The sequence below is a fragment of the Antarctobacter sp. genome (genome assembly GCF_965277915.1).
GTDB lineage: Bacteria > Pseudomonadota > Alphaproteobacteria > Rhodobacterales > Rhodobacteraceae > Antarctobacter.
Map to the genome: position 1 here is coordinate 3,572,512 of NZ_OZ255849.1, position 18,868 is coordinate 3,591,379.

Genomic DNA, 18,868 nt, shown 5'->3' on the forward strand with positions numbered 1-18,868 from the left:
ATCCGATGATCCGATCCTTGCTCACCGCTCTGGCGGCAACCTGTCTTCTGGCCGGCCCCGCCGCGTCCCAATACGAAAACATCTTTCCAACCGAAAGCTTCGGGAACATCGTCCTGCCCCTTCCGCTCTGGGCGCAGCGCGATCAGGGCGATCATGGCGAAGGGTACCAGCCTTTCGGAATGTCCGAAGTCGACCGGGTCGCGAGTTACGGCAAGACCTCAACGCTCGCGCAGGCCGGGCGCCCGGTCGGTCGACTGGATGTCAGCACCGGTAACGGCGTCCTGTCCTGCACGGGGTTTCTCGTCACCGCGGATCTGCTGCTGACCACCGCGAGCTGCGCCCAAGGCACCCCTCGCCGGACCGACAAGAACACAGAGGTCGAGGCCATCCGTTTCACCCTTGGCTACCTGGACGCATCAGACCCCGATAGCGCCGACGCCTTCGAAGTCGATACAGCCCCGGTCGAAATCGAAGAGGCCCTGAATTATGCGGTTCTCAGGGTCACGTCGGGCCAGCCCGGAGAGCGCTATGGGACCCTTGCGCTTGACCCCACAGCCCCGGGTGAGCAACAGTTTCTCCGGCTCTTCGGGCATCCTTTCGGGTATTCCCAGCATGTCGCCCACACGGACTGCTGGACGGCCACCCCTGCGCTTCTGGACGGCAATCTGCGGCACACCTGCGACACCCTGCCGGGAAACCAGGGCTCGCCGCTTGTTGGCGCTTTCGAAAACCGGGTGATCGGCCTGCAGCTCAGCGGGTTCAGTAGGAGCATCGAACACGCGATCCCGATAGGCCGCATCCTCGAAAGTTCCAGCGTTCTCAAGCCTGCGGATCAGGACTGATACCGGTCAGTCCAGCCGCCGCGCCTCGTCCTGCAACATCACCGGGATGCCGTCGCGGATCGGATAGGCCAGCCCGGCAGCCGTGCTGACCAGTTCCTGCCGGTCCACGTCATAGCGCAGGCCCGTCTGCGTCACCGGGCAGATCAGCGCCTCCAGCATTCGCCGGTCGAATTCAACGCTCATTGGATCAGATCCTCCTCGCCGCCGCGCAGCGCATATTCGATCAATGTCACCAGCGTCTCGCGCCGCGTGCTCAGCGAGGGCGCCTCCAGGAGCGCCTGCTTGTCCTCGGGGTTGAAGTCCAGCAGCATCGACAGCGAGTTCACCAGCAATTCGTCATCCGCCTGCTGCAGCGTGTCCCAGTCGGCCGACAGATCCTTGGCCGCAAAGTAGCGGTCCAGCAGGTCCAGGAAACCCACCCGTTCGAAGCGCTGGTCGGTCTCGGTGCCCTGTTGGTCGCGCTCGAACCCGTCCCAGTTGACCTCGCAACAGCGGTAGGGCGTGAACCCCTGGACCTCATGCGTGATGCGAAAGCGCGAGATACCGGTCAGCGTGATCATGTAACGCCCGTCCTCGGTTTCCGAGAACTGCGTCACGCGTCCGGCACAGCCGATGCGGTGCAGGCCCCGCTCCTCGCGGCCAGGAACCTGGTGCGGTTGGATCATGCCGATCAGCCGGGTTTCCGTCTTCAGGCAGTCGTCAAGCATCGCGAGATAGCGCGGCTCGAAGATGTGAAGCGGCAGGCGCGCCCGCGGTAGCAGGAGCGCGCCCGGCAGGGGAAAAACCGGGATCTTCCCCGGCAGGTCTTTGAGCCGTGTCATGCTCGACAAGGTAGACTGCGCGACCGGTCAGGCAAATATCATCGAACTCAATTTGCGACGCCCGTTCAGCGCCACCGGATCGTTGGGCTTCAGCGCCTCGAAAATGGTGAAAAGCTGAGCCTTGGCAGCGCCATCGTTCCACTCGCGGTCGCGGCGGAAGATCTCCAGCAGCTGGTCCACCGCACCGGCGGCATCGCCGTTGGCATACATCGCCTGCGCCAGGTCAAAACGCGCCTGCTTGTCCTCGGGGTCGGCCTCGACCTTGGCGGTCAGCTCGGCCACCGGGCCCGCATCCGCCGCCTGTTTCGCCAGTTCCAGCGCGGCATGGGCCGCTTCCAGTTCCGGCGCCTTGGAAATCTCCACCGGGGCGCCGTTCAGGATCGCCTCGGCCTGATCCAGATCATCCATCGCGATATGCGCCCGCACCATGCCGGCATAGGCCGCCGCGTTGGCCGGGTCCTCTTCGAGGATGGCGGCAAAGGTCTGGGCCGCGTCCACCGCGGCGCCTTGGTCCAGCATCTCTTCGGCTGCGGCCACGGCGTCATCCAGACCACCCGACGCATCGCCGCCCGCCGCCTGCACGACCCGGTCGACAAAGGCCTTGAGCTCGGATTGCGGCAACGCGCCCTGGAACCCGTCCAGCGGCTGACCCTTGAAGAAGGCATAGACCGTCGGGATCGACTGGATGCGCAACTGCCCGGCGATCTGCTGGGCCTCGTCGACGTTGACCTTGACCATCTTGACGGCGCCCTTGGCCGCCTTGACCGCGTCCTCGAGCATCGGGCCAAGCGTCTTGCAGGGTCCGCACCAGGGCGCCCAGAAATCGACGATGACGGGAACCTCTGCAGAGCCGTCCACGACTTCCGCCATGAACTCCGCTTCGGAGATGTCTTTGATCAGGTTGTCCGCAGCCGGTTGGCCGCCGCCCAGTTCCAGCATGTCGCCCTCACGCGGTTTAATATGTTCAGTGGCGTAGATGGCGTAGCGTGGCCCGGGATGCAAGGGCGGCGGCCCGGTTCATCCGGTTTGGCCGCCTCCAGCGCGTTTTGTACGTTTTGCTGATTTCGATGTACAAATCGTACGTTTTGTACAAAAACTACAGGTCGAAACTGGCAAAGACCGGCGCGTGGTCGGACGGCTTTTCCCAACCGCGCGCATCGCGCAGGATGCGGCTGCCGTGCGCTGCATTGACGATGTCCGGCGTTGCCCAGACATGGTCCAGCCGGCGCCCCTTGTCGGCGGCATCCCAGTCCTTCGCGCGGTAGGACCACCAGCTGTAGAGCTTGCCCACGGGCAAGTCCTTGCGGGTCACATCCACCCAGCCCCCTACATCTTGTGCCTCGCCCAGCGCCTCGACCTCGACCGGCGTGTGCGAGATCACCTTGAGCATCTTCTTGTGATCCCAGACGTCATCCTCCAGCGGGGCGATGTTCAGATCGCCCACGAGGATCGCCTTCTGCGGTTTCTCGGCGGCGAACCAGTCGCGCATCTCCGCGACGTAATCCAGTTTCTGCCCGAACTTCACGTTCTTTTCGCGGTCCGGCACATCACCGCCAGCCGGAACGTAAAAATTGTGGATCGTCAGACCGTTATCCATGCGGGCTGCGACGTGGCGCGCATGCCCGAGGTTCGCGAAATCCCTGTCGCCCGCATCCTCGATGGGCAGTTTCGACAGGATCGCCACACCGTTGTAGCCCTTCTCACCCCGCGCAACCATGTATGTATACCCCAGCGCGGCAAAGCTCTCGTGCGGGATTTTGGCGACGGGAGACTTGCATTCCTGCAGGCACAGCACGTCCGGCGCCTCCTCGGTCAAGAGCTTCTCGACCAGTCCCGCCCGCAGCCGGACCGAGTTGATGTTCCAGGTGGCAAGGGTAAAGGACATGGGCGACTCCGGGTTTCAGGCCCGGCGAGACTGCCAAGCCGGGGCGGCCTGCGCAACCACGTTTCACCGGGTGGGGATCTCAGGAATAAACTATTTAATATCAATCAGATGATCTCATCCTCGTCGAACAAAGGCGGCGCCTCGAGATCGGCGTCGAACCGTTCCGCCGCGGCTTCGGCCTTTTCCGGCTCCAGAGGTTCGGCGATATGGAACAGGGCATCGCCTTCGTTCACCACGGGCAGGTCGGACCGCCCAACAAGGATGCCGGTCACATCCGCGACCACCTCGGCCTCGCGCTCTCCGAACGGGTCGGACACGACCCCCAGCACCTGCCCGGCCTCGACGAAATCCCCGCGCCGTTTCAGCGTGCGCAGCAGTCCCCCGGACGAGGCCCGCACCCAGGACGACCGCTCGCAGATCACCGAGCCGACCCGCGCACGCGGCACACCGCGCCCCGCGATCATGCCCAGCCGCGCCATCACCCGCAGGATTCCGGAAACCCCGGCGCGGGCCGCGTGTTCGTCGAACCGCAGCCCCTCGCCCGCCTCGTACAGCAGCACATCGACACCGGCGTTCTGCGCCACCAGCCGCAGCGATCCCTCGCGGGTCCTGGACATCATCGTCACCGGCGCCGCAAAGGCCGCCCCCAGTTCGCGCAGACGCGCATTCCCAGCGGTCAAACGGATCTGGGGCAGGTTGGTGCGGCCCACGGCAGCGGAATGCAGGTCGATGCCCACGTCACAGCGGCTCACGATCTCGGTCAGGAAAAGATGCGCAAGACGCGCCGCCAGCGACCCTTGCGGAGAGCCGGGAAAGCTGCGGTTCAGGTCGCGCCTGTCAGGCAAGTACCTTGAGCGGTTGATGAACCCGAAGGAGTTGACGATCGGCACCGCCACCAGCGTCCCCGAGAGCCTCGCAACCGGCGCGGCACGCAAAAGGCGCCGCACGATCTCGACCCCGATGACCTCATCGCCGTGGATGGCCGCCGAAACGAACATGACCGGACCAGGCCGTTTGCCATGCACCACATGGGCCGACAGCGTCACCGGCGTATGATCGGACAAGACGGACACAGGCAGATCCACCGTCCGCCGCGTGCCGGGTGCAACCCTCTGGTCGCCAAGTATGAACGGGTCCCGCATGGTCAGGCCTCCTGTTCCACTCCGATTAGGCCGCGGCAGCGCGGCGCGCAAGCGCGGGCTTTCAATGAAAACGGGCGCCCCGTGTGGGACGCCCGCCAGACTGTCGATTCCGGATGCGGTTTACGCCGGCATCTTGGTCGTGCGCAGGTAAGGCAGCACGGCGTTGACCTCGCCGAACTTTTCCTTGGCCTGCTCGTCGTTCAGCGACAGAGCCACGATCACGTCCTGACCGACGGTCCAGTTGGCCGGGGTGGCAATCGGGGTCTCATAGGTCGCCTGCAGGGCGTCCAGCGCGCGCAGCACTTCGGCAAAGTTGCGGCCCACCGACATCGGGTAGGTCATCATCAGCTGCACTTTCTTGTTCGGCGCAATGATGAAGACCGAGCGCACCGAGGCGCTGTCAGCAGCGGTGCGGCCGTCGGGCAGGTAGGCGTCGGCGGGCAGCATGTCCAGCGCCTTGGACACGGCCAGATCCTCGTCGGCGATGATCGGGAAACCGGCGGACGCGCCAGAGGTCTTCTCGATGTCACCTTTCCACTGCTTGTGCTCTTCGACACCATCGACGGAGATACCCATCACCTTGGTTCCGCGCTTTTCCCACTCGGCCGCAAGCTGTGCCACGGCGCCGAATTCGGTGGTGCAGACGGGGGTGAAATCCTTGGGGTGCGAAAACAGGATTGCCCAGCTGTCGCCGATCCAGTCGTGCAGGGTCACCTCGCCGAGGTCCGTGTTCACGGTGAGGTTGGGAAGCTCGTCGTTGATACGCAGGGCCATAATCAGATGTCCTTTCCTGTCCGAAATGCTCGGGTTTGACTATGCCTGTTTAGATACATTCTAAAATCCGGATGTAAAGCCCCGTCTTGCGCCTCTGCGGAGGGGGTGACAGAGTGCCGCAAAACTGGCGCCCGACCGCTTCGGACCCCTTCCGGAACGGCGGGCGTCTGTCTGTCTACGCAGGAGTTAAGACATGATCGAGAAACGTCAGTTCTACATCAACGGCGCCTGGGTCGAACCACTGGCGGGCACCGCTCACGACGTGATTGACCCGTCGACCGAAGACCCCTGCGCGGTGATCTCGCTGGGCGGCGAAGCGGACACCAATGCCGCCGTCGCGGCCGCAAAGGCCGCCCTGCCCGGCTGGATGGCCACGCCCGTCGAAGAGCGCATTGCGGCGCTGGAACGGGTCTACGCCGCCTACAAGGCGCGGACAGAGGACCTTGGCACGGCGATCAGCATGGAAATGGGGGCCCCCATCGACATGGCCAAGACACAGCAGGCCGGCGCAGGTATCCGCCACCTCAAGACCTTCATCCAGGCCGCCAAGGAGTTCCCCTGGGAACGTCCGCTGGGCGACCACGCCCCGAACGACCGCATCATCCATGAGGCGGTGGGCGTCTGCGCGCTGATCACGCCGTGGAACTGGCCGATGAACCAGATCACGCTCAAGGTGGGTGCGGCGCTGGTGGCGGGCAACACGATGGTTCTGAAACCCTCCGAGGAAAGCCCGCTGGACGCGATGATCTTTGCCGAGATCATGGATGCCGCCGACCTGCCGCCGGGCGTGTTCAACCTGGTCAACGGTGACGGCGCCGGCGTCGGTTCGCAACTGTCCAGCCATCCGGACATCGACATGGTCAGCTTTACCGGTTCGGCCCGTGCCGGGCGGTTGATCTCGATCGCCGCGGCAGAGACCCTGAAACGCGTGCACCTCGAGCTTGGCGGCAAGGGCGCGAACCTGATCTTTGCCGACGCGGACGAAAAGGCGGTCAAGCGCGGCGTGCTGCACATGATGAACAACACCGGCCAAAGTTGTAACGCCCCCAGCCGGATGCTGGTCGAGGCGTCGGTCTATGATCGCGTGGTCGAAGAGGCCGCCGCCGTCGCCTCGAAGATCACCGTGGGTCCGGCGTCCGAGGAAGGGCGTCACATCGGGCCGGTCGTGAACGCCACCCAATGGGAAAAGATCCAGGGCCTGATCGAGAAGGGCATCGAGGAAGGCGCCCGGCTGGTCGCAGGCGGTCCAGGCCGCCCCGAGGGGTTCAACAAGGGCTATTACGTCCGTCCCACGGTCTTTGCCGACGTGACCAACGACATGACCATCGCGCAGGAAGAGATCTTTGGCCCGGTGCTGTCGATCCTGAAATTCGAGGACGAGGCGGAGGCGGTGAAGATCGCCAACGACACCGACTACGGGTTGACCAACTACGTACAGAGCCAGGACGGCGCGCGGCGGGCGCGAATGGCCCGCGCCCTGCGCTCTGGCATGGTCGAGATGAACGGCGAAAGCCGCGGCGCAGGCGCCCCCTTTGGCGGCATGAAGATGTCCGGCAATGGCCGCGAGGGCGGCATCTGGGGCATCCATGACTTCGTCGAGATCAAGGCCGTGTCCGGCTGGGCGGCTGAGTGATCTTCGCAGGCCGGGGGCTCTGCCCCCGGCGCTTCACGCCTTCGACTAGGCTTTCTTTCCGATCAAGAACGCGGCGACGTCAGAACGGCGCCGGTGCCCGGAATTTCATACCCTTGCCGCTTTCGGGATGATTCACGCGCAGTTCTTCTGCGTGCAGCATCATGCGCGGGTAATGATCCGCCGTCTCCGGTGCATACAGCGTGTCGCCCAGGATTGGATGGCCCAGCGCCAGGGTGTGCACCCGTAGCTGGTGGCTGCGCCCCGTGTGCGGAAAGAGGCGCACGCGGGTCTCACCCTCACCGATCTTGAGCACCTTCCAGCCGGTCAGCGCGGGTTTGCCCGTTTCGTGACAGACCTTTTGCCGGGGCCGGTTGGGCCAGTCGACGATCAGCGGCAGATCGATTTCGCCGGTCGCGGGCTCCAATTCGCCGTGCAGGCGGGCCAGATAGGTCTTTCTGGTCTTGCGCGTTTCGAACTGGTTGCCAAGGTGGCGCTGTGCATGGGGCGTCAGGCCAAAGACCATGACACCCGAGGTGTCCCGGTCCAGCCGATGAACGAGGCGGACGGTCGGAAATGCCTTTTCCAGCCGGCTCAACAGGCAATCCTGCAAGTCCTCGCCCTTGCCGGGAACCGACAGCAATCCTGCGGGCTTGTCGACGACAAGCAGGTCGGCGTCCTCGTAAAGGACGGGAATTTCGCCTGTGGGGGGGTCATAGTCTGATGCCATGTCCCCCTTTGACAAGCGCTGCGCCCGGGCGCAACCCCGACGGTCTAGACCTTCACCCGTTCGGATTTCGGATCGTAGATCGGTTTGAGCGAGGCCCGCGCAGGCACCCGCGTGCCCGCCACGTCGATTTCATAGGTCGATGACAAAAGCTGATCGGCGGTTTCCCCCTTGCAGGGGACATAGCCCAACCCAACCGCGCCCCCGAGCGTGTGACCATAGGCACCCGAACTCAGGTGGCCGACGATCTGACCGTCCCTTAGGACGGGTTCGTTGTGGTAGAGCAGCGGTTCGGGATCGGTCAGCAGGAATTGCACCAGTCGCCTGTCCAGCCCGGCCTCGCGCTTTGCCAGCACAGCATCACGGCCAATGAATTCGGGCTTGGTTGTCTTGACCGCGAATCCCAGCCCCGCCTCCAGGACGTGATCCTCGCAGGTGATGTCATGACCAAAGTGGCGAAACGCCTTTTCGGCCCGGCATGTGTCCATGACATGCATTCCGGCGAGGGTCAGGCCAAGGTCCTGCCCCGCCTGCCAGAGCGTGTCGAAGACATGGGTGGCCATGTCGCCGCTGACATAGACCTCCCAGCCCAGTTCACCGACGTATGAAACCCGGTGAACCCGCGCTTCGCCCATGCCGAGCTCTATCCGCTGCGCGGTGCCGAACGGGTTCGCCGCGTTCGAGAAATCGCCGGGAGAAACGGCCTGCATCAGGTCTCGGGCCCTCGGCCCCATGACGGCCAGCACCCCTTCCGCTGCGGTCACATCGGTGATGACGACGTTTCGGTCGCCGACGTGGCGGCGCAGCCAGGTCTCGTCGGCCCGGCGCGTGGCGGCGGGCGTGACCACCAGGTACGCGGTTTCCGACAGGCGGGTGACGGTGACATCCGCCTCGATCCCGCCCCTGGTGTTGAGAAACTGGGTGTAGGTGATCTTGCCCACCGGGGTCGACAGATCGGCCCCGCAGACAAGGTTCAGCAAGCTCTCGGCGTCGCGCCCCTCGACCCGCAGCTTGCCGAAGGAGGTCATGTCATACATGGCGACATTTTCGCGGATGGCACGGTGTTCCTCGGCAGCGTTGTCGAACCAGTTCTGGCGCTGCCAGGAATAGCGGTAGTCCGCCTCCTGTCCGGGACGCGCGTACCAGTTGGCGCGCTCCCAGCCCGCCAGTTCGCCAAAGACGGCGCCACGCTCTGCCAGCCGGTCATGGAAGGGCGAACGGCGGATGCCGCGCGCGGTTTCCTTTTGCCGATAGGGATAGTGGTCGGCATACAGCAGCCCCAGCGTCTCCGAGACCCGCGATGCAAGGTAGCTGGTGTTGGTCTGGAAACCCTGCGCGCGGGCGATGTCCACGTCGCCAAGATCGAACGGTTTTTCGCCATCGTTCATCCATTGCGCCAGCGCCATGCCCGCGCCACCCGCTGACTGGATCCCGATGGAGTTGAAGCCCGCCGCGACCCAGACGTTTTCCCGCCCCGGGCAGAGCCCCATGTAATAGGCGTTGTCGGGGGTAAAGCTTTCCGGCCCGTTGAAGAAGGTGTGAATGCCCGCCTCGCCCAGCATGGGCATCCGGTGGACCGCATTTTCGAGGATCGGCTCGAAGTGGTCGAAATCCTCGGGCAACTGGTCGAATTCGAAGTCCTGAGGTATGCCTTGCAGCGCCCAGGGTTTGGCGCCCGGCTCGAACGCGCCCAGCATCAGCTTGCCCGCGTCCTCCTTGTAATAGGCGCATTCGTCGGGGACGCGCAGGACCGGAAGCTGGGTCAGGCCCGGGATCGGTTCGGACACGATGTAGAAGTGTTCGCAGGCCTGCAGGGGGACATCTGTGCCCAGCATGGCCCCCACCTCGCGCGCCCACATGCCGGCGCAGTTGACGACGTGTTCCGCCGCGATGCTGCCCGAGGTGCCATCCCCTGCCTGCCAGTGAACCTGCGTGATACGGTCGCCTTCGGCAGTGACGCCGGTGGCCCTGGTTCTCTCGGCGACCGTGGCGCCGCGCTGGCGGGCGCCCTTGGCAAGCGCAAGCGCGATATTGGCAGGATCGCCCTGGCCGTCCTTGGGCAGGTAGACCCCGCCCAACACTCCATCCGTGTTGAGATGAGGATACTTGCCGGCGATCTCCTGCGTGTCGATCTCGTCGATCTCGACCCCGAAGGCACGGGCCATCGCGGCGGAGCGGCGCAGTTCCTCATGCCGTTCGGCGGTCAGGGCAGCCGTGATCGATCCCACGCGCCGGAACCCGGTGGCAATTCCCGTTTCCTCTTCAAGCCGGCCATAGAGTTCCTGGCTGTATTTCGCGAGCCGGGTCATGTTGGCGCTGGCACGCAGCTGCGCAATGAGCCCGGCGGCGTGCCAGGTGGTGCCCGACGTCAGCTGCTTGCGTTCCAGAAGGACCACATCGGTCCAGCCAAGTTTCGCCAGGTGATAGGCGACAGAACAGCCGATGACACCGCCGCCAATGATGACGACGCGGGCCTTGGTGGGAAGGGGCATGTCAGAACCTCATGGGGTTTCGGACGCTCGCGCGTCCGACCGGCGCGCCCTTCGGGCGCGGTTTGGAGTATTTTTGGAGAGAAGAAACATCAGACGATCTCATGCCCTGCAGCGCGCAGGCGGCGGGCAATCTCCGCGATATGGGCGGGGCGCGTTTCGCAACAGCCGCCCACGATGGTGGCGCCGCGTTCGACCCAGGCCATGACATGATCCGCGTAGGCCTCTGGACCCATGTCGCGGCGCGCAGAGAGGGCGGCGGCGGTACTTCCCCCGGCAACGTATTCCTTGGTCAGGGTGGTGAAGGCATTGGCATAGGCCCCAAAGGGCACCCCTGCGACGGACATCGCGTCGAGTGCCGCCGGCATCGCCTCTGGCGCAGAGCAATTGGCGAGCACCGCGTCGGCCTCGCCCGCGATCGACGCCGCCTCGGCCAAGGGCTCGCCCGAGCGCAGACTTGTGCCGTCCTCGTCGTCGACGGTGAAGGCCAGCCAAACCGGTCGATCGGTCTGCCGGCCCGCGGCAAGGCAGGCGCGGGCGGCGGAGAGCGAAGGGATGGTTTCGAACAGCAGCAGGTCGACGGAAGGCGCGAGGATCTTGGCCACCTCGGCATAAAGCGGGATGGCATCTGCCTCGTCCGGGTGCAGGTCGGCACGGTAGCTGGCGCCCAGCGGCCCGATGGAGCCCGCAATGCGGCCACGATCGCGGACCGCACCGGCCTCGTCCAAGGCGGCACGATGCAGATCCGCGAACTTTGCTTCGAGGTCGGGCAGTTCGGAGCCGTCGGCGGCATAGTGGTTGGACGCCCCGCCCCGCAGCCTGTCGCGGTGGATGGCATAGGTGTTCGTCGTGGCCACGGTGGCGCCGGCGTCGGCATAGTCGCGGTGCACCTCCGCGACCAGCCCGGGACGATCCAGCATGACCTGCGTGGCCCAGAGCGGGCTGACCGGAGCGCCGTGGCGACGGAGCAGTTCCTGCCCCATGCCACCATCCAGCAATGTTACGCGGCTCATGCCTTTATCCTCTGGTTTTGTGGATCCCAGAGCGGCCCGTCCGGCTGGACCGTGGCACGGCACTTCTGTCCGAAGATGTCCACGGTCAGCTCCGTGCCCGGCACAGCCAGGTCGGCCCGTACCATGCCCAGTGCAATGGAGGCGCCGACACGGTACCCCCAACCGCCGGAGGTGGTCTCTCCGACGATTTCACCGTCATGCCAAAGGGTCGACATGTAAGGGGCATCCGCCTCACCCGCCTCGACCTTCAGCGTGACAAAGCGTTTCTTCGGCCCGGCGGCCGCCTCGGCGGCCAGCGCGTCCTTGCCGGGGAAGTCCTGCGGCTTGTCGAACCTGACAAATCGGTCCAGCCCGGCCTCGACAAGGGAGTAGTCGGTGGAAAGATCGCCCTTCCAGGCACGATACCCCTTCTCCAGCCGCAAACTGTTGAGGGCGAACATGCCGAATGGCCTTGCCCCGGCCGCCAGCACGGCCTCGTACAGAGGCGGGATCTCTGCCGTTGCCGCATGGATCTCCCACCCAAGCTCACCGGCAAAGGACACGCGCGCCAGCCCGCAGGTGACACCGGCGACGACCGCCTCCTGCACCGACAGCCAGGGCAGCGCGAGGTCCGCGTCAGTGCCCAAAGCCTCGAACAGGGCGCGCGCCTTTGGCCCTGTGACGATCAGGGTCGAGACGTCGCGCGTGCGGTCGGTCACGGTGACCTCCGCCGGTTTGTCCGCCAGCAAGAGATCACGGTCGTGCCACTGCGCGGCGGCGGCGGTGATCAGCATGAAGTGATCGGCGCCATGTGCCATGACGCTCATCTCCGTCAGGATACGGCCCCGCGCATCGGGGAAATAGGCCAGGTTCATCCGCCCCGGCGACGGCAGCGTTCCGGCAATCCGCGACAGCAACCACTCTGCCGCGCCCGGCCCCTGCACGTCGAACCGCGAAAAGCCGGGCAGGTCCAGTACACCCACGCCATCGCGCACCGCCTCGCATTCTTCGCGCACGCGCGGCTCCCAGGGGCCGGCACGATCCCAGGTCTGGGTCCCGGCCTCGGAGGTATCGTCGTCCGGCCGGGCAAACCAGTTGGCCCGTTCCCAGCCGTTGTAGACCCCCATGACCCCCCCCAGCGCCTTGACCCGTTCATGCACCGGCGAGATCTTGCGATCCCGCGCGGCAGGCCAGGAGTGGTGCGGGAAGTGCATGGCATATTCGTGTCCGTAGACCTCCATCGCCTTGTCCACGCAATACTGCGGGTCCGTATAGTCGGTAAACCGGCGCGGGTCCGTGGCCCACATGTCCCATTCGGTCTGACCTTCGGTGACCCATTCGGCCAGCACCTTGCCGGCACCGCCCGCCTGCGTGATGCCAAAGGTAAAGACGCAGGCTTCGAAGGCATCGGGCACGCCGGGCATCGGACCCAGCAAGGGCAATCCGTCGGGCGAATAGGGGATGGGGCCGTTGATATTGCGCCCCACGCCCCCCTCACCCAACAAGGGCATGCGGGCCATTGCATCTTCAATGTACCATTCCAACCGTTCCAGGTCGTCGGGATACAGCTGGAAGGAGAAGTCCTGGGGCATGGGATCGTCGGGCGTGATCCAGTGCGCCTTGCAGTTCCGCTCGTAGGGGCCAAGGTTCAGGCCGAATTTCTCCTGCCGCAGGTAGTAGCTGCTGTCGACATCGCGCAGCAGGGGCAGCTTGCCGTTTTCCTGCGACCATTCCTTGATTGCCGGGATCTCCTCGGTCAGGAAATACTGGTGGCTCATGACGGCCATCGGAACAGTCCGGCCACCGAAGGGCTTGAACCACTCACCGACGCGCTGCGCGTAGTAGCCGGCGGCATTCACCACCTTTTCGCAGCGGATGTCGCCCTTGTCGGTGTGAACGATCCACTCGCCGTTTTCGCGGCTGACACCGGTCGCCGGGCAGAACCGCTCGATCCGCGCGCCGGCCATCCGCGCGCCCTTGGCAAGGGCCTGGGTCAGCTGCGCCGGGTCGATGTCGCCGTCATCGGGATCAAAAAGTCCGCCGGCAAGGTCATGTGTCTCGAGGAACGGGTAGCGCGCTTTCAGATCCGACACCGCCAACATTTCCAGGTTCATGCCCTGGTATTGCCCCATCGAGCGCGCCCGCTCGAACTCCATCATGCGTTCGCGCGAATGGCCAAGGCGGATTGACCCGGTGACGTGGTAGTTCATCGGATAATCGACTTCTTCCGCAAGCCGACGGTAAAGGTCCAGCGAATAGCGCTGCATGTTCATCACCGCCCAGGACGTGCTGAACGAAGGGCAATTGCCCGCCGCGTGCCAGGTCGATCCGGCTGTCAGCTCGTTCTTTTCCAGCAGGACGCAGTCCCTTCCGGCCTTGGCAATGTGATAGGCGCAAGAGGCGCCGACGGCCCCGCCGCCGATGATGACCACGCGGGCCTGTGACGGAAAATCGGACATGGTCCCCTCGTTCATTTCTGCGGAACGCCGTCCGCGATCTCGTAGTAGTCGCCTTTGTCGGCGGTGAAGATGTGTTTTTCCAGGCGCAGCCCGGTCGGCCGATCCAGGGCACCGAGGGCAAAGCTCATCGTGTCCTCGTCATGGGCATGCCAGAACAGGAAGCTGCCGCAGGTTGGGCAGAACCCGCGCTGTGCACCTGCCGAACTGTCGTACCAGCGCACGTTTCCCGAGATCCGCAGCGCCGCACGCGGGACATAGGCGGAGGCCCAGAGATGCCCCGACTGGCGCCGGCACTGGCCGCAGTGGCAGACGCTGACGCCCTTCGGCACGGCGTCGGTTTCAAAGGTGATGGCGCCACAGAGGCATTGCCCCCTTGTCATGATCTCGACTCCGATCCCGGAGAAGAGGCGCGCTGTGCCGCTTCTCCTTTGCAAAAATACTCCCGCCGGAGGCATCCGACCGCGCCACCGGCGCCCAGCCCCGGCATCAGTAGACCGGCGGCGCGATCACCCAGATCGCCACCGCAGCCTCGTCAAAGGGGTTTTCCCAGCGGAACGGTTCACCACGGATGCGAAAGCTGTCGCCGGGATGGATCGTGAAACGCGCGCCCCCGATCGTCAGCACCAGCTTTCCGGACACCAGGTAACCCAGTTCCTGCGTGGGCCGGGTCACCGTCTCGCCGATCTCGGAACGCGGTTCGAAAGTGGAATGCACCATCTCGAAATCATCGGTCAGGTCGGGCGAAAGCAGTTCCTCCACAAGCCCCGTCATGCGGGATCCGATCGGGCGGCGCGTGCCGTTCCGAACGATCCGGCCGGTCTCGGGCCCAGCCGCCGCCTCGTGCCGGGCCAGCGTGGACACAGAGACCTCCAACGCGCCGGCAAGATGGCGCAGGTCGGTGATCGAGGGGTCGGAAAGATCGCGTTCCACCTGGCTCAACCAGCCGACGGAGCGGCCAAGCCGATCGGCCAACTGCTGTAGGGTCAACCCACGCGTGCGCCGCAGCGCGCGCAGATCAGCGCCAAGCGACTTGGGCAGTGGAGAGGGATGCGACATCGTGTTTCCCGTGAAAAAATGGCCTCGAATTTCACGATGCCCGAGTCGCGTGAAATCTCAAAGCACTTTTTCACGAGACTTAAGGTGCCTCGGGAAAGTGCGCGTCCGGAATGGTCCGTGGAATGCCCGCGAGCGGCGCCGGTCTCCCGGCACCTCTCCGGATCAGATCCGTTCTATGGCGATGGCCGTGCCCTCGCCGCCACCGATGCAGATTGCCGCCACGCCGCGTTTCGCCCCGCGCTTTTCCAGCGCGTTCAGCAGCGTGACGATGATGCGCGCACCCGAGGCCCCGATGGGGTGGCCCAGTGCGCAGGCGCCTCCATTCACGTTCACAACGTCGCGCGGCAGGCCCATTTCATGCATGAAGGCCATCGGAACCACGGCGAAGGCCTCGTTGACCTCCCAGAGGTCGACATCGCCGGTCTTCCAGCCGATCCGTTCCAACAGCTTGCGCGCGGCCGGAACGGGAGCCGTCGGGAACAGAGAGGGCGCCTGGGCATGCGAGGCATGACCGAGGATCCTGGCCCGCGGCGTCACCCCGGCTGCCACCGCGGCATCCAGGGTCGACAGCACCAACGCCGCCGCCCCATCCGAAATCGAGGAGGAATTGGCCGGGGTCACCGTGCCGTCCTTGCGGAAAGCAGGTTTCAGCATCGGGATCTTTTCGGGCCGGGCCTTGCCGGGCTGTTCGTCGCGGGTGATGATTTCCTCGCCGTGCCGCATGTGCAGGGTGACCGGCGTGATCTCATCGTCGAAGGCGCCAGAGCGTTCCGCATCCAGAGCATTGGACAGTGAGGCCAGCGCATACTGGTCCTGTGCCTCGCGGGTGAACTGGAAGGCCTCGGCGCATTCCTCGGCAAAGGTGCCCATGAGGCGCCCCTTGTCATAGGCGTCTTCCAACCCGTCGAGGAACATGTGATCGACCACCTGCCCATGACCGATGCGGGCCCCGGCGCGCATCTTGGGCAGCATGTAGGGCGCCTGCGTCATCGACTCCATCCCGCCGGCGACGATGGTTGCCGCATGGCCCAGCGCAAGCCGATCCCAGGCCATCATCGCGGCCTTCATGCCGGACCCGCACATTTTGTTCAGCGTGGTGGCCGGCACCTCTTCGCCAAGACCGGCGGCAAATCCCGCCTGGCGCGCGGGCGCCTGCCCCTGACCCGCCGGCAGGACGCAGCCCATCAGCAGTTCGTCGACAGCAGGCCGCCCTGCCTGCGACAGCGCCGCGCGGATCGCCGCACCGCCCAGCGTGCTGGCCGCCTGTTCGGCGAAAACCCCCTGAAAGCCGCCCATCGGCGTCCGCGACGCCCCGGTGATCACGACAGTTTCCATGCGAATGCCTCCCTTTCCCCTGATGTGCATACAGAAAGGTAAGGATTGCCGTCTAGGGTCCTCCCGATCCATGACTTTGGGGTACCGCATGAGACTTACCACAGATCACCGCGACTGCGTGGACATCATCACGGTCGACGCAGCCCGAATCGATGCCGCCGTGGCGATCCAGTTCAAGGACCGCATGCGCGAGATCCTGGGAACCGAAAAACCGCGCTATGTACTGGACCTGAGCCAGGTCGATTTCATCGATTCCAGCGGCCTCGGCGCAATCGTCGCCGCGATGAAACTGATGCCGAAAGGCGGCAAGCTGGAACTGGCCGGTTTGCGTCCCGCAGTGGACAAGGTGTTCCGCATGACCCGGATGGATTCGATCTTTGCCATCCATCCTTCCGCCGACTCCGCCGCAGGCGCTTGATCCCGGGCCGGAGCGACAGACCATGCAGGCGGAGCGGCTCGAGGACGGCGCATTCCTGGTTTGCTGCCGAATGGACAGCACGGCAGAGGATGTGCGCGCGACCCTGACAGGCATAAACGCGCTGTTGCAGGGCCAGGAAATGGCCCCGCCGCCGGACAGCAACTGGGAACTGGTGGTCGCCGAAGTCCTCAACAACATCGTCGAACATGCCTACGAGGATCGGGCCGGGGGTGACATCCTGCTGCGGCTGGTGTTCACACCCGACAGGTTGTCGGTCGAATCTACCGATTTCGGCCTTCCCATGCCCAGCGGCACGCCGCCATCGGGAGCGCCGGCAGATCTGGATGTCCCGGTCGAGGATCTGCCGGAAGGAGGCTTTGGGTGGTTCCTGATCCGCTCACTGTCCGAGAACCTGGATTACCGCCACGACGGGGATAGCAACCGGCTCCGCCTGTCCATACCGCTGCGCTGAACCGCCCTGCGGCCCAATTGTCGCCGAATTGCCCAGCGCGTGCCCAAATACGGCCCGGATTCGCAACCATCCTGTTCCAAGTAAGCTGCACAAGGCTTCCCTCGGCGTCGCGCGTTTTCAGCCCCCACCCAGTGCGCGGCGCCGAGGTTCAGTCCTCCCGATTGACGCCGTAAGACGCCACCGTATGCTCTGCCCGGCAACAAGGGAGCAGAGAGGCACATGCGCGATTTCCACAGACCCGGACGATCCCCCGTGCTGGCCCTGAACGGGCTCTGCGCGACGTCGCACCCGCTGGCCGCACAGGCTGCGGTCGACATCCTTCAGCGTGGCGGCAACGCGATGGATGCGGCCATTGCCGGCGCGGTCCTGCTGGGCGTCGCGGAACCAGCGATGACCGGACTGGGCGGCGACTGTTTCGCGCTGGTCTCTCCTGCAGGCGGGGACGAGGTGATCGCGGTCAACGGATCCGGCCGCGCGCCTGCAGCGGCAAATGCCGCAGCCCTGCGCGCCGAGGGGCACCAGGCGGTGCCCGTGGCCAGCGCCCACGCCGTCACGATCCCGGGCGCTGTCGATGCCTTCTGCACCATGTCCGACCGCTGGGGACGCCTGGGCCTGGCGGACAGCCTGGCGCCCGCGATCCGGGCAATGGACGACGGTGTGCCGGTGGCGCCGCGCGTCGCATTCGACTGGGACGAGGCAAACGACCGACTGCAGGGCGCCGGCCGGACGCACTACCTTGATGGCGGCGCGGTGCCCGTGACCGGCGACATCTTTCGCCTGCCCGGCAATGCCGAGGTGCTGCGCCGAATCGCGACACAGGGGCGCGACGCCTTCTACGCCGGAGAGGTGGCCGAGGACATGTGCGCCGCGCTGAACGCCGCCGGTGGTGTTCACACCCTGGACGATTTCGCGGCAACCGCCTGCACAATCGGTGACCCGATCTCGGGGATGTACAAGGGCCGAGAACTCCTGGAACACCCGCCGAATGGCCAGGGCGTGACCGCGCATCTGCTGCTGAACATCCTGTCGCATTTCGACCTGGCCTCGATGGACCCGTTCGGCGCCCAGCGCATCCACATCGAAGCCGAGGCCGCCAAACTGGCCTATGATGCGCGCAACCGTTTCTTGGCCGATGCGGACCACATGACGCGTCTGGACCACCTGCAAAGCCCTGAAACGGCAGCCAGGCTGGCAGAATTGATCGACCCCGGGCGGGCGATGGCCTCTGCCACGACCCTGGCCGAAGAGGTGCACCGCGAGACGATCTATATCACCGTGGTCGACCGCGACCGCATGGCCGTGTCGCTGATCTACTCGATCTTCAACAGCTTCGGCTCCGGTATCGCCTCGGAGAAATACGGCATCCTGTTCCAGAACCGCGGCGCGGGCTTTACCCTGGCCGAGGGGCACCCGAACGAAATGGCAGGCGGCAAGCGGCCGATGCACACGATCATCCCCGGGATGCTGGTCGAGGAGGGGCGCGTGGCCATGCCCTTTGGCGTCATGGGCGGACAGTACCAACCCAATGGCCATGCGCGCGTGCTGACCAACATGATCGATTTCGGCATGGACCCGCAGGCCGCCCTGGACGCACCCCGCAGCTTTGCCGTGGGCAACAAGCTGCAGCTTGAACGGGGCCACGACGAAGCGGTCTTTGCCAAGCTGGCCGAGATGGGACACGACATCGAAGTGCCCAGCGCCCCGATCGGCGGTGCGCAGGCGATCCGCATCCATCAGAACGGAGTGCTGCAAGGGGCATCCGACCCGCGCAAGGACGGTTGCGCGATCGGCTATTGACGTTATCGCACGGGACCCGGGATCAAGTC

Annotated in this window: 18 protein-coding genes; 5 read left to right on the forward strand and 13 right to left on the reverse strand. The window is 65.2% G+C overall.

Annotated features, from left to right (window positions below; translation table 11 throughout):
• Positions 1–5 precede the first annotated feature (5 nt).
• Entirely contained in the window at positions 6–842 is an 837-nt protein-coding gene (locus ACQY5B_RS18355) for a trypsin-like serine peptidase (RefSeq protein ID WP_420328053.1), read from the forward strand.
• A 6-nt stretch (positions 843–848) separates the two neighbouring features.
• On the opposite strand, the gene ACQY5B_RS18360 is transcribed toward ACQY5B_RS18355, so the two are convergent.
• The 6 genes from ACQY5B_RS18360 to ACQY5B_RS18385 all read right to left on the reverse strand — a co-directional run bounded on the left by ACQY5B_RS18360 (position 849) and on the right by ACQY5B_RS18385 (position 5,464).
• Positions 849–1,025 carry a Trm112 family protein gene (locus tag ACQY5B_RS18360; protein ID WP_305968739.1) on the reverse strand — a complete coding sequence of 59 codons (177 nt, stop codon included), beginning with the start codon at positions 1,023–1,025 and terminating at the stop codon, positions 849–851.
• The gene (locus ACQY5B_RS18365) at positions 1,022–1,663 is read right to left on the reverse strand and encodes an LON peptidase substrate-binding domain-containing protein (protein WP_420328051.1); all 642 of its coding nucleotides are present in this window, start codon (positions 1,661–1,663) and stop codon (positions 1,022–1,024) included. The genes ACQY5B_RS18360 and ACQY5B_RS18365 overlap by 4 nt, the downstream gene beginning before the upstream one ends.
• Before the next feature lie 27 nt (positions 1,664–1,690).
• Entirely contained in the window at positions 1,691–2,602 is a 912-nt protein-coding gene (trxA, locus tag ACQY5B_RS18370; protein ID WP_305968737.1) for a thioredoxin, read from the reverse strand.
• Positions 2,603–2,759: 157 nt separating this feature from the next.
• Entirely contained in the window at positions 2,760–3,548 is a 789-nt protein-coding gene (locus ACQY5B_RS18375; protein WP_420328049.1) for an exodeoxyribonuclease III, read from the reverse strand.
• Positions 3,549–3,652: 104 nt separating this feature from the next.
• A complete protein-coding gene (locus tag ACQY5B_RS18380; protein ID WP_305968735.1) occupies positions 3,653–4,690 on the reverse strand; it encodes a succinylglutamate desuccinylase/aspartoacylase family protein in 1,038 nt (345 codons plus the stop codon).
• A 120-nt stretch (positions 4,691–4,810) separates the two neighbouring features.
• A complete protein-coding gene (locus ACQY5B_RS18385) occupies positions 4,811–5,464 on the reverse strand; it encodes a peroxiredoxin (protein ID WP_420328047.1) in 654 nt (217 codons plus the stop codon).
• A gap of 193 nt (positions 5,465–5,657) precedes the next feature.
• Here ACQY5B_RS18385 and ACQY5B_RS18390 point away from each other — a divergent pair, with 193 nt between their 5' ends.
• Complete coding sequence (locus ACQY5B_RS18390; protein ID WP_420328046.1) at positions 5,658–7,097, forward strand: aldehyde dehydrogenase family protein; 1,440 nt, start codon at positions 5,658–5,660, stop codon at positions 7,095–7,097.
• 79 nt (positions 7,098–7,176) lie between these two features.
• On the opposite strand, the gene ACQY5B_RS18395 is transcribed toward ACQY5B_RS18390, so the two are convergent.
• From ACQY5B_RS18395 to ACQY5B_RS18425, 7 genes are all read right to left on the reverse strand, one after another.
• On the reverse strand, positions 7,177–7,824 hold the full coding sequence (locus tag ACQY5B_RS18395; RefSeq protein ID WP_420328044.1) for an RluA family pseudouridine synthase: 648 nt from the start codon (positions 7,822–7,824) through the stop codon (positions 7,177–7,179).
• Positions 7,825–7,868: 44 nt separating this feature from the next.
• On the reverse strand, positions 7,869–10,313 hold the full coding sequence (locus tag ACQY5B_RS18400; protein WP_420328042.1) for a GcvT family protein: 2,445 nt from the start codon (positions 10,311–10,313) through the stop codon (positions 7,869–7,871).
• An 89-nt stretch (positions 10,314–10,402) separates the two neighbouring features.
• Positions 10,403–11,323 carry a homocysteine S-methyltransferase family protein gene (locus tag ACQY5B_RS18405; protein WP_420328041.1) on the reverse strand — a complete coding sequence of 307 codons (921 nt, stop codon included), beginning with the start codon at positions 11,321–11,323 and terminating at the stop codon, positions 10,403–10,405.
• On the reverse strand, positions 11,320–13,761 hold the full coding sequence (locus ACQY5B_RS18410; protein WP_420328040.1) for a GcvT family protein: 2,442 nt from the start codon (positions 13,759–13,761) through the stop codon (positions 11,320–11,322). Before ACQY5B_RS18410 ends, ACQY5B_RS18405 begins: the two co-directional genes overlap by 4 nt.
• A gap of 11 nt (positions 13,762–13,772) precedes the next feature.
• Positions 13,773–14,141, reverse strand: coding sequence for a GFA family protein (locus tag ACQY5B_RS18415; RefSeq protein WP_305968728.1), 369 nt, complete (start codon positions 14,139–14,141; stop codon positions 13,773–13,775).
• Positions 14,142–14,247: 106 nt separating this feature from the next.
• On the reverse strand, positions 14,248–14,817 hold the full coding sequence (locus ACQY5B_RS18420) for a helix-turn-helix domain-containing protein (RefSeq protein WP_305968727.1): 570 nt from the start codon (positions 14,815–14,817) through the stop codon (positions 14,248–14,250).
• Positions 14,818–14,979: 162 nt separating this feature from the next.
• Positions 14,980–16,152 carry an acetyl-CoA C-acyltransferase gene (locus ACQY5B_RS18425; RefSeq protein ID WP_420328039.1) on the reverse strand — a complete coding sequence of 391 codons (1,173 nt, stop codon included), beginning with the start codon at positions 16,150–16,152 and terminating at the stop codon, positions 14,980–14,982.
• 88 nt (positions 16,153–16,240) lie between these two features.
• Between ACQY5B_RS18425 and ACQY5B_RS18430 the strand changes: the two genes are divergently transcribed.
• From ACQY5B_RS18430 to ACQY5B_RS18440, 3 genes are all read left to right on the forward strand, one after another.
• Positions 16,241–16,570 carry an STAS domain-containing protein gene (locus ACQY5B_RS18430; RefSeq protein ID WP_305968725.1) on the forward strand — a complete coding sequence of 110 codons (330 nt, stop codon included), beginning with the start codon at positions 16,241–16,243 and terminating at the stop codon, positions 16,568–16,570.
• Between the two features lie 22 nt (positions 16,571–16,592).
• Positions 16,593–17,042 (forward strand): ATP-binding protein, encoded by a 450-nt coding sequence (locus ACQY5B_RS18435; protein ID WP_420328037.1) that lies wholly within the window; start codon positions 16,593–16,595, stop codon positions 17,040–17,042.
• 219 nt (positions 17,043–17,261) lie between these two features.
• On the forward strand, positions 17,262–18,839 hold the full coding sequence (locus ACQY5B_RS18440; RefSeq protein ID WP_420328035.1) for a gamma-glutamyltransferase family protein: 1,578 nt from the start codon (positions 17,262–17,264) through the stop codon (positions 18,837–18,839).
• The last annotated feature ends 29 nt before the right edge of the window (positions 18,840–18,868 follow it).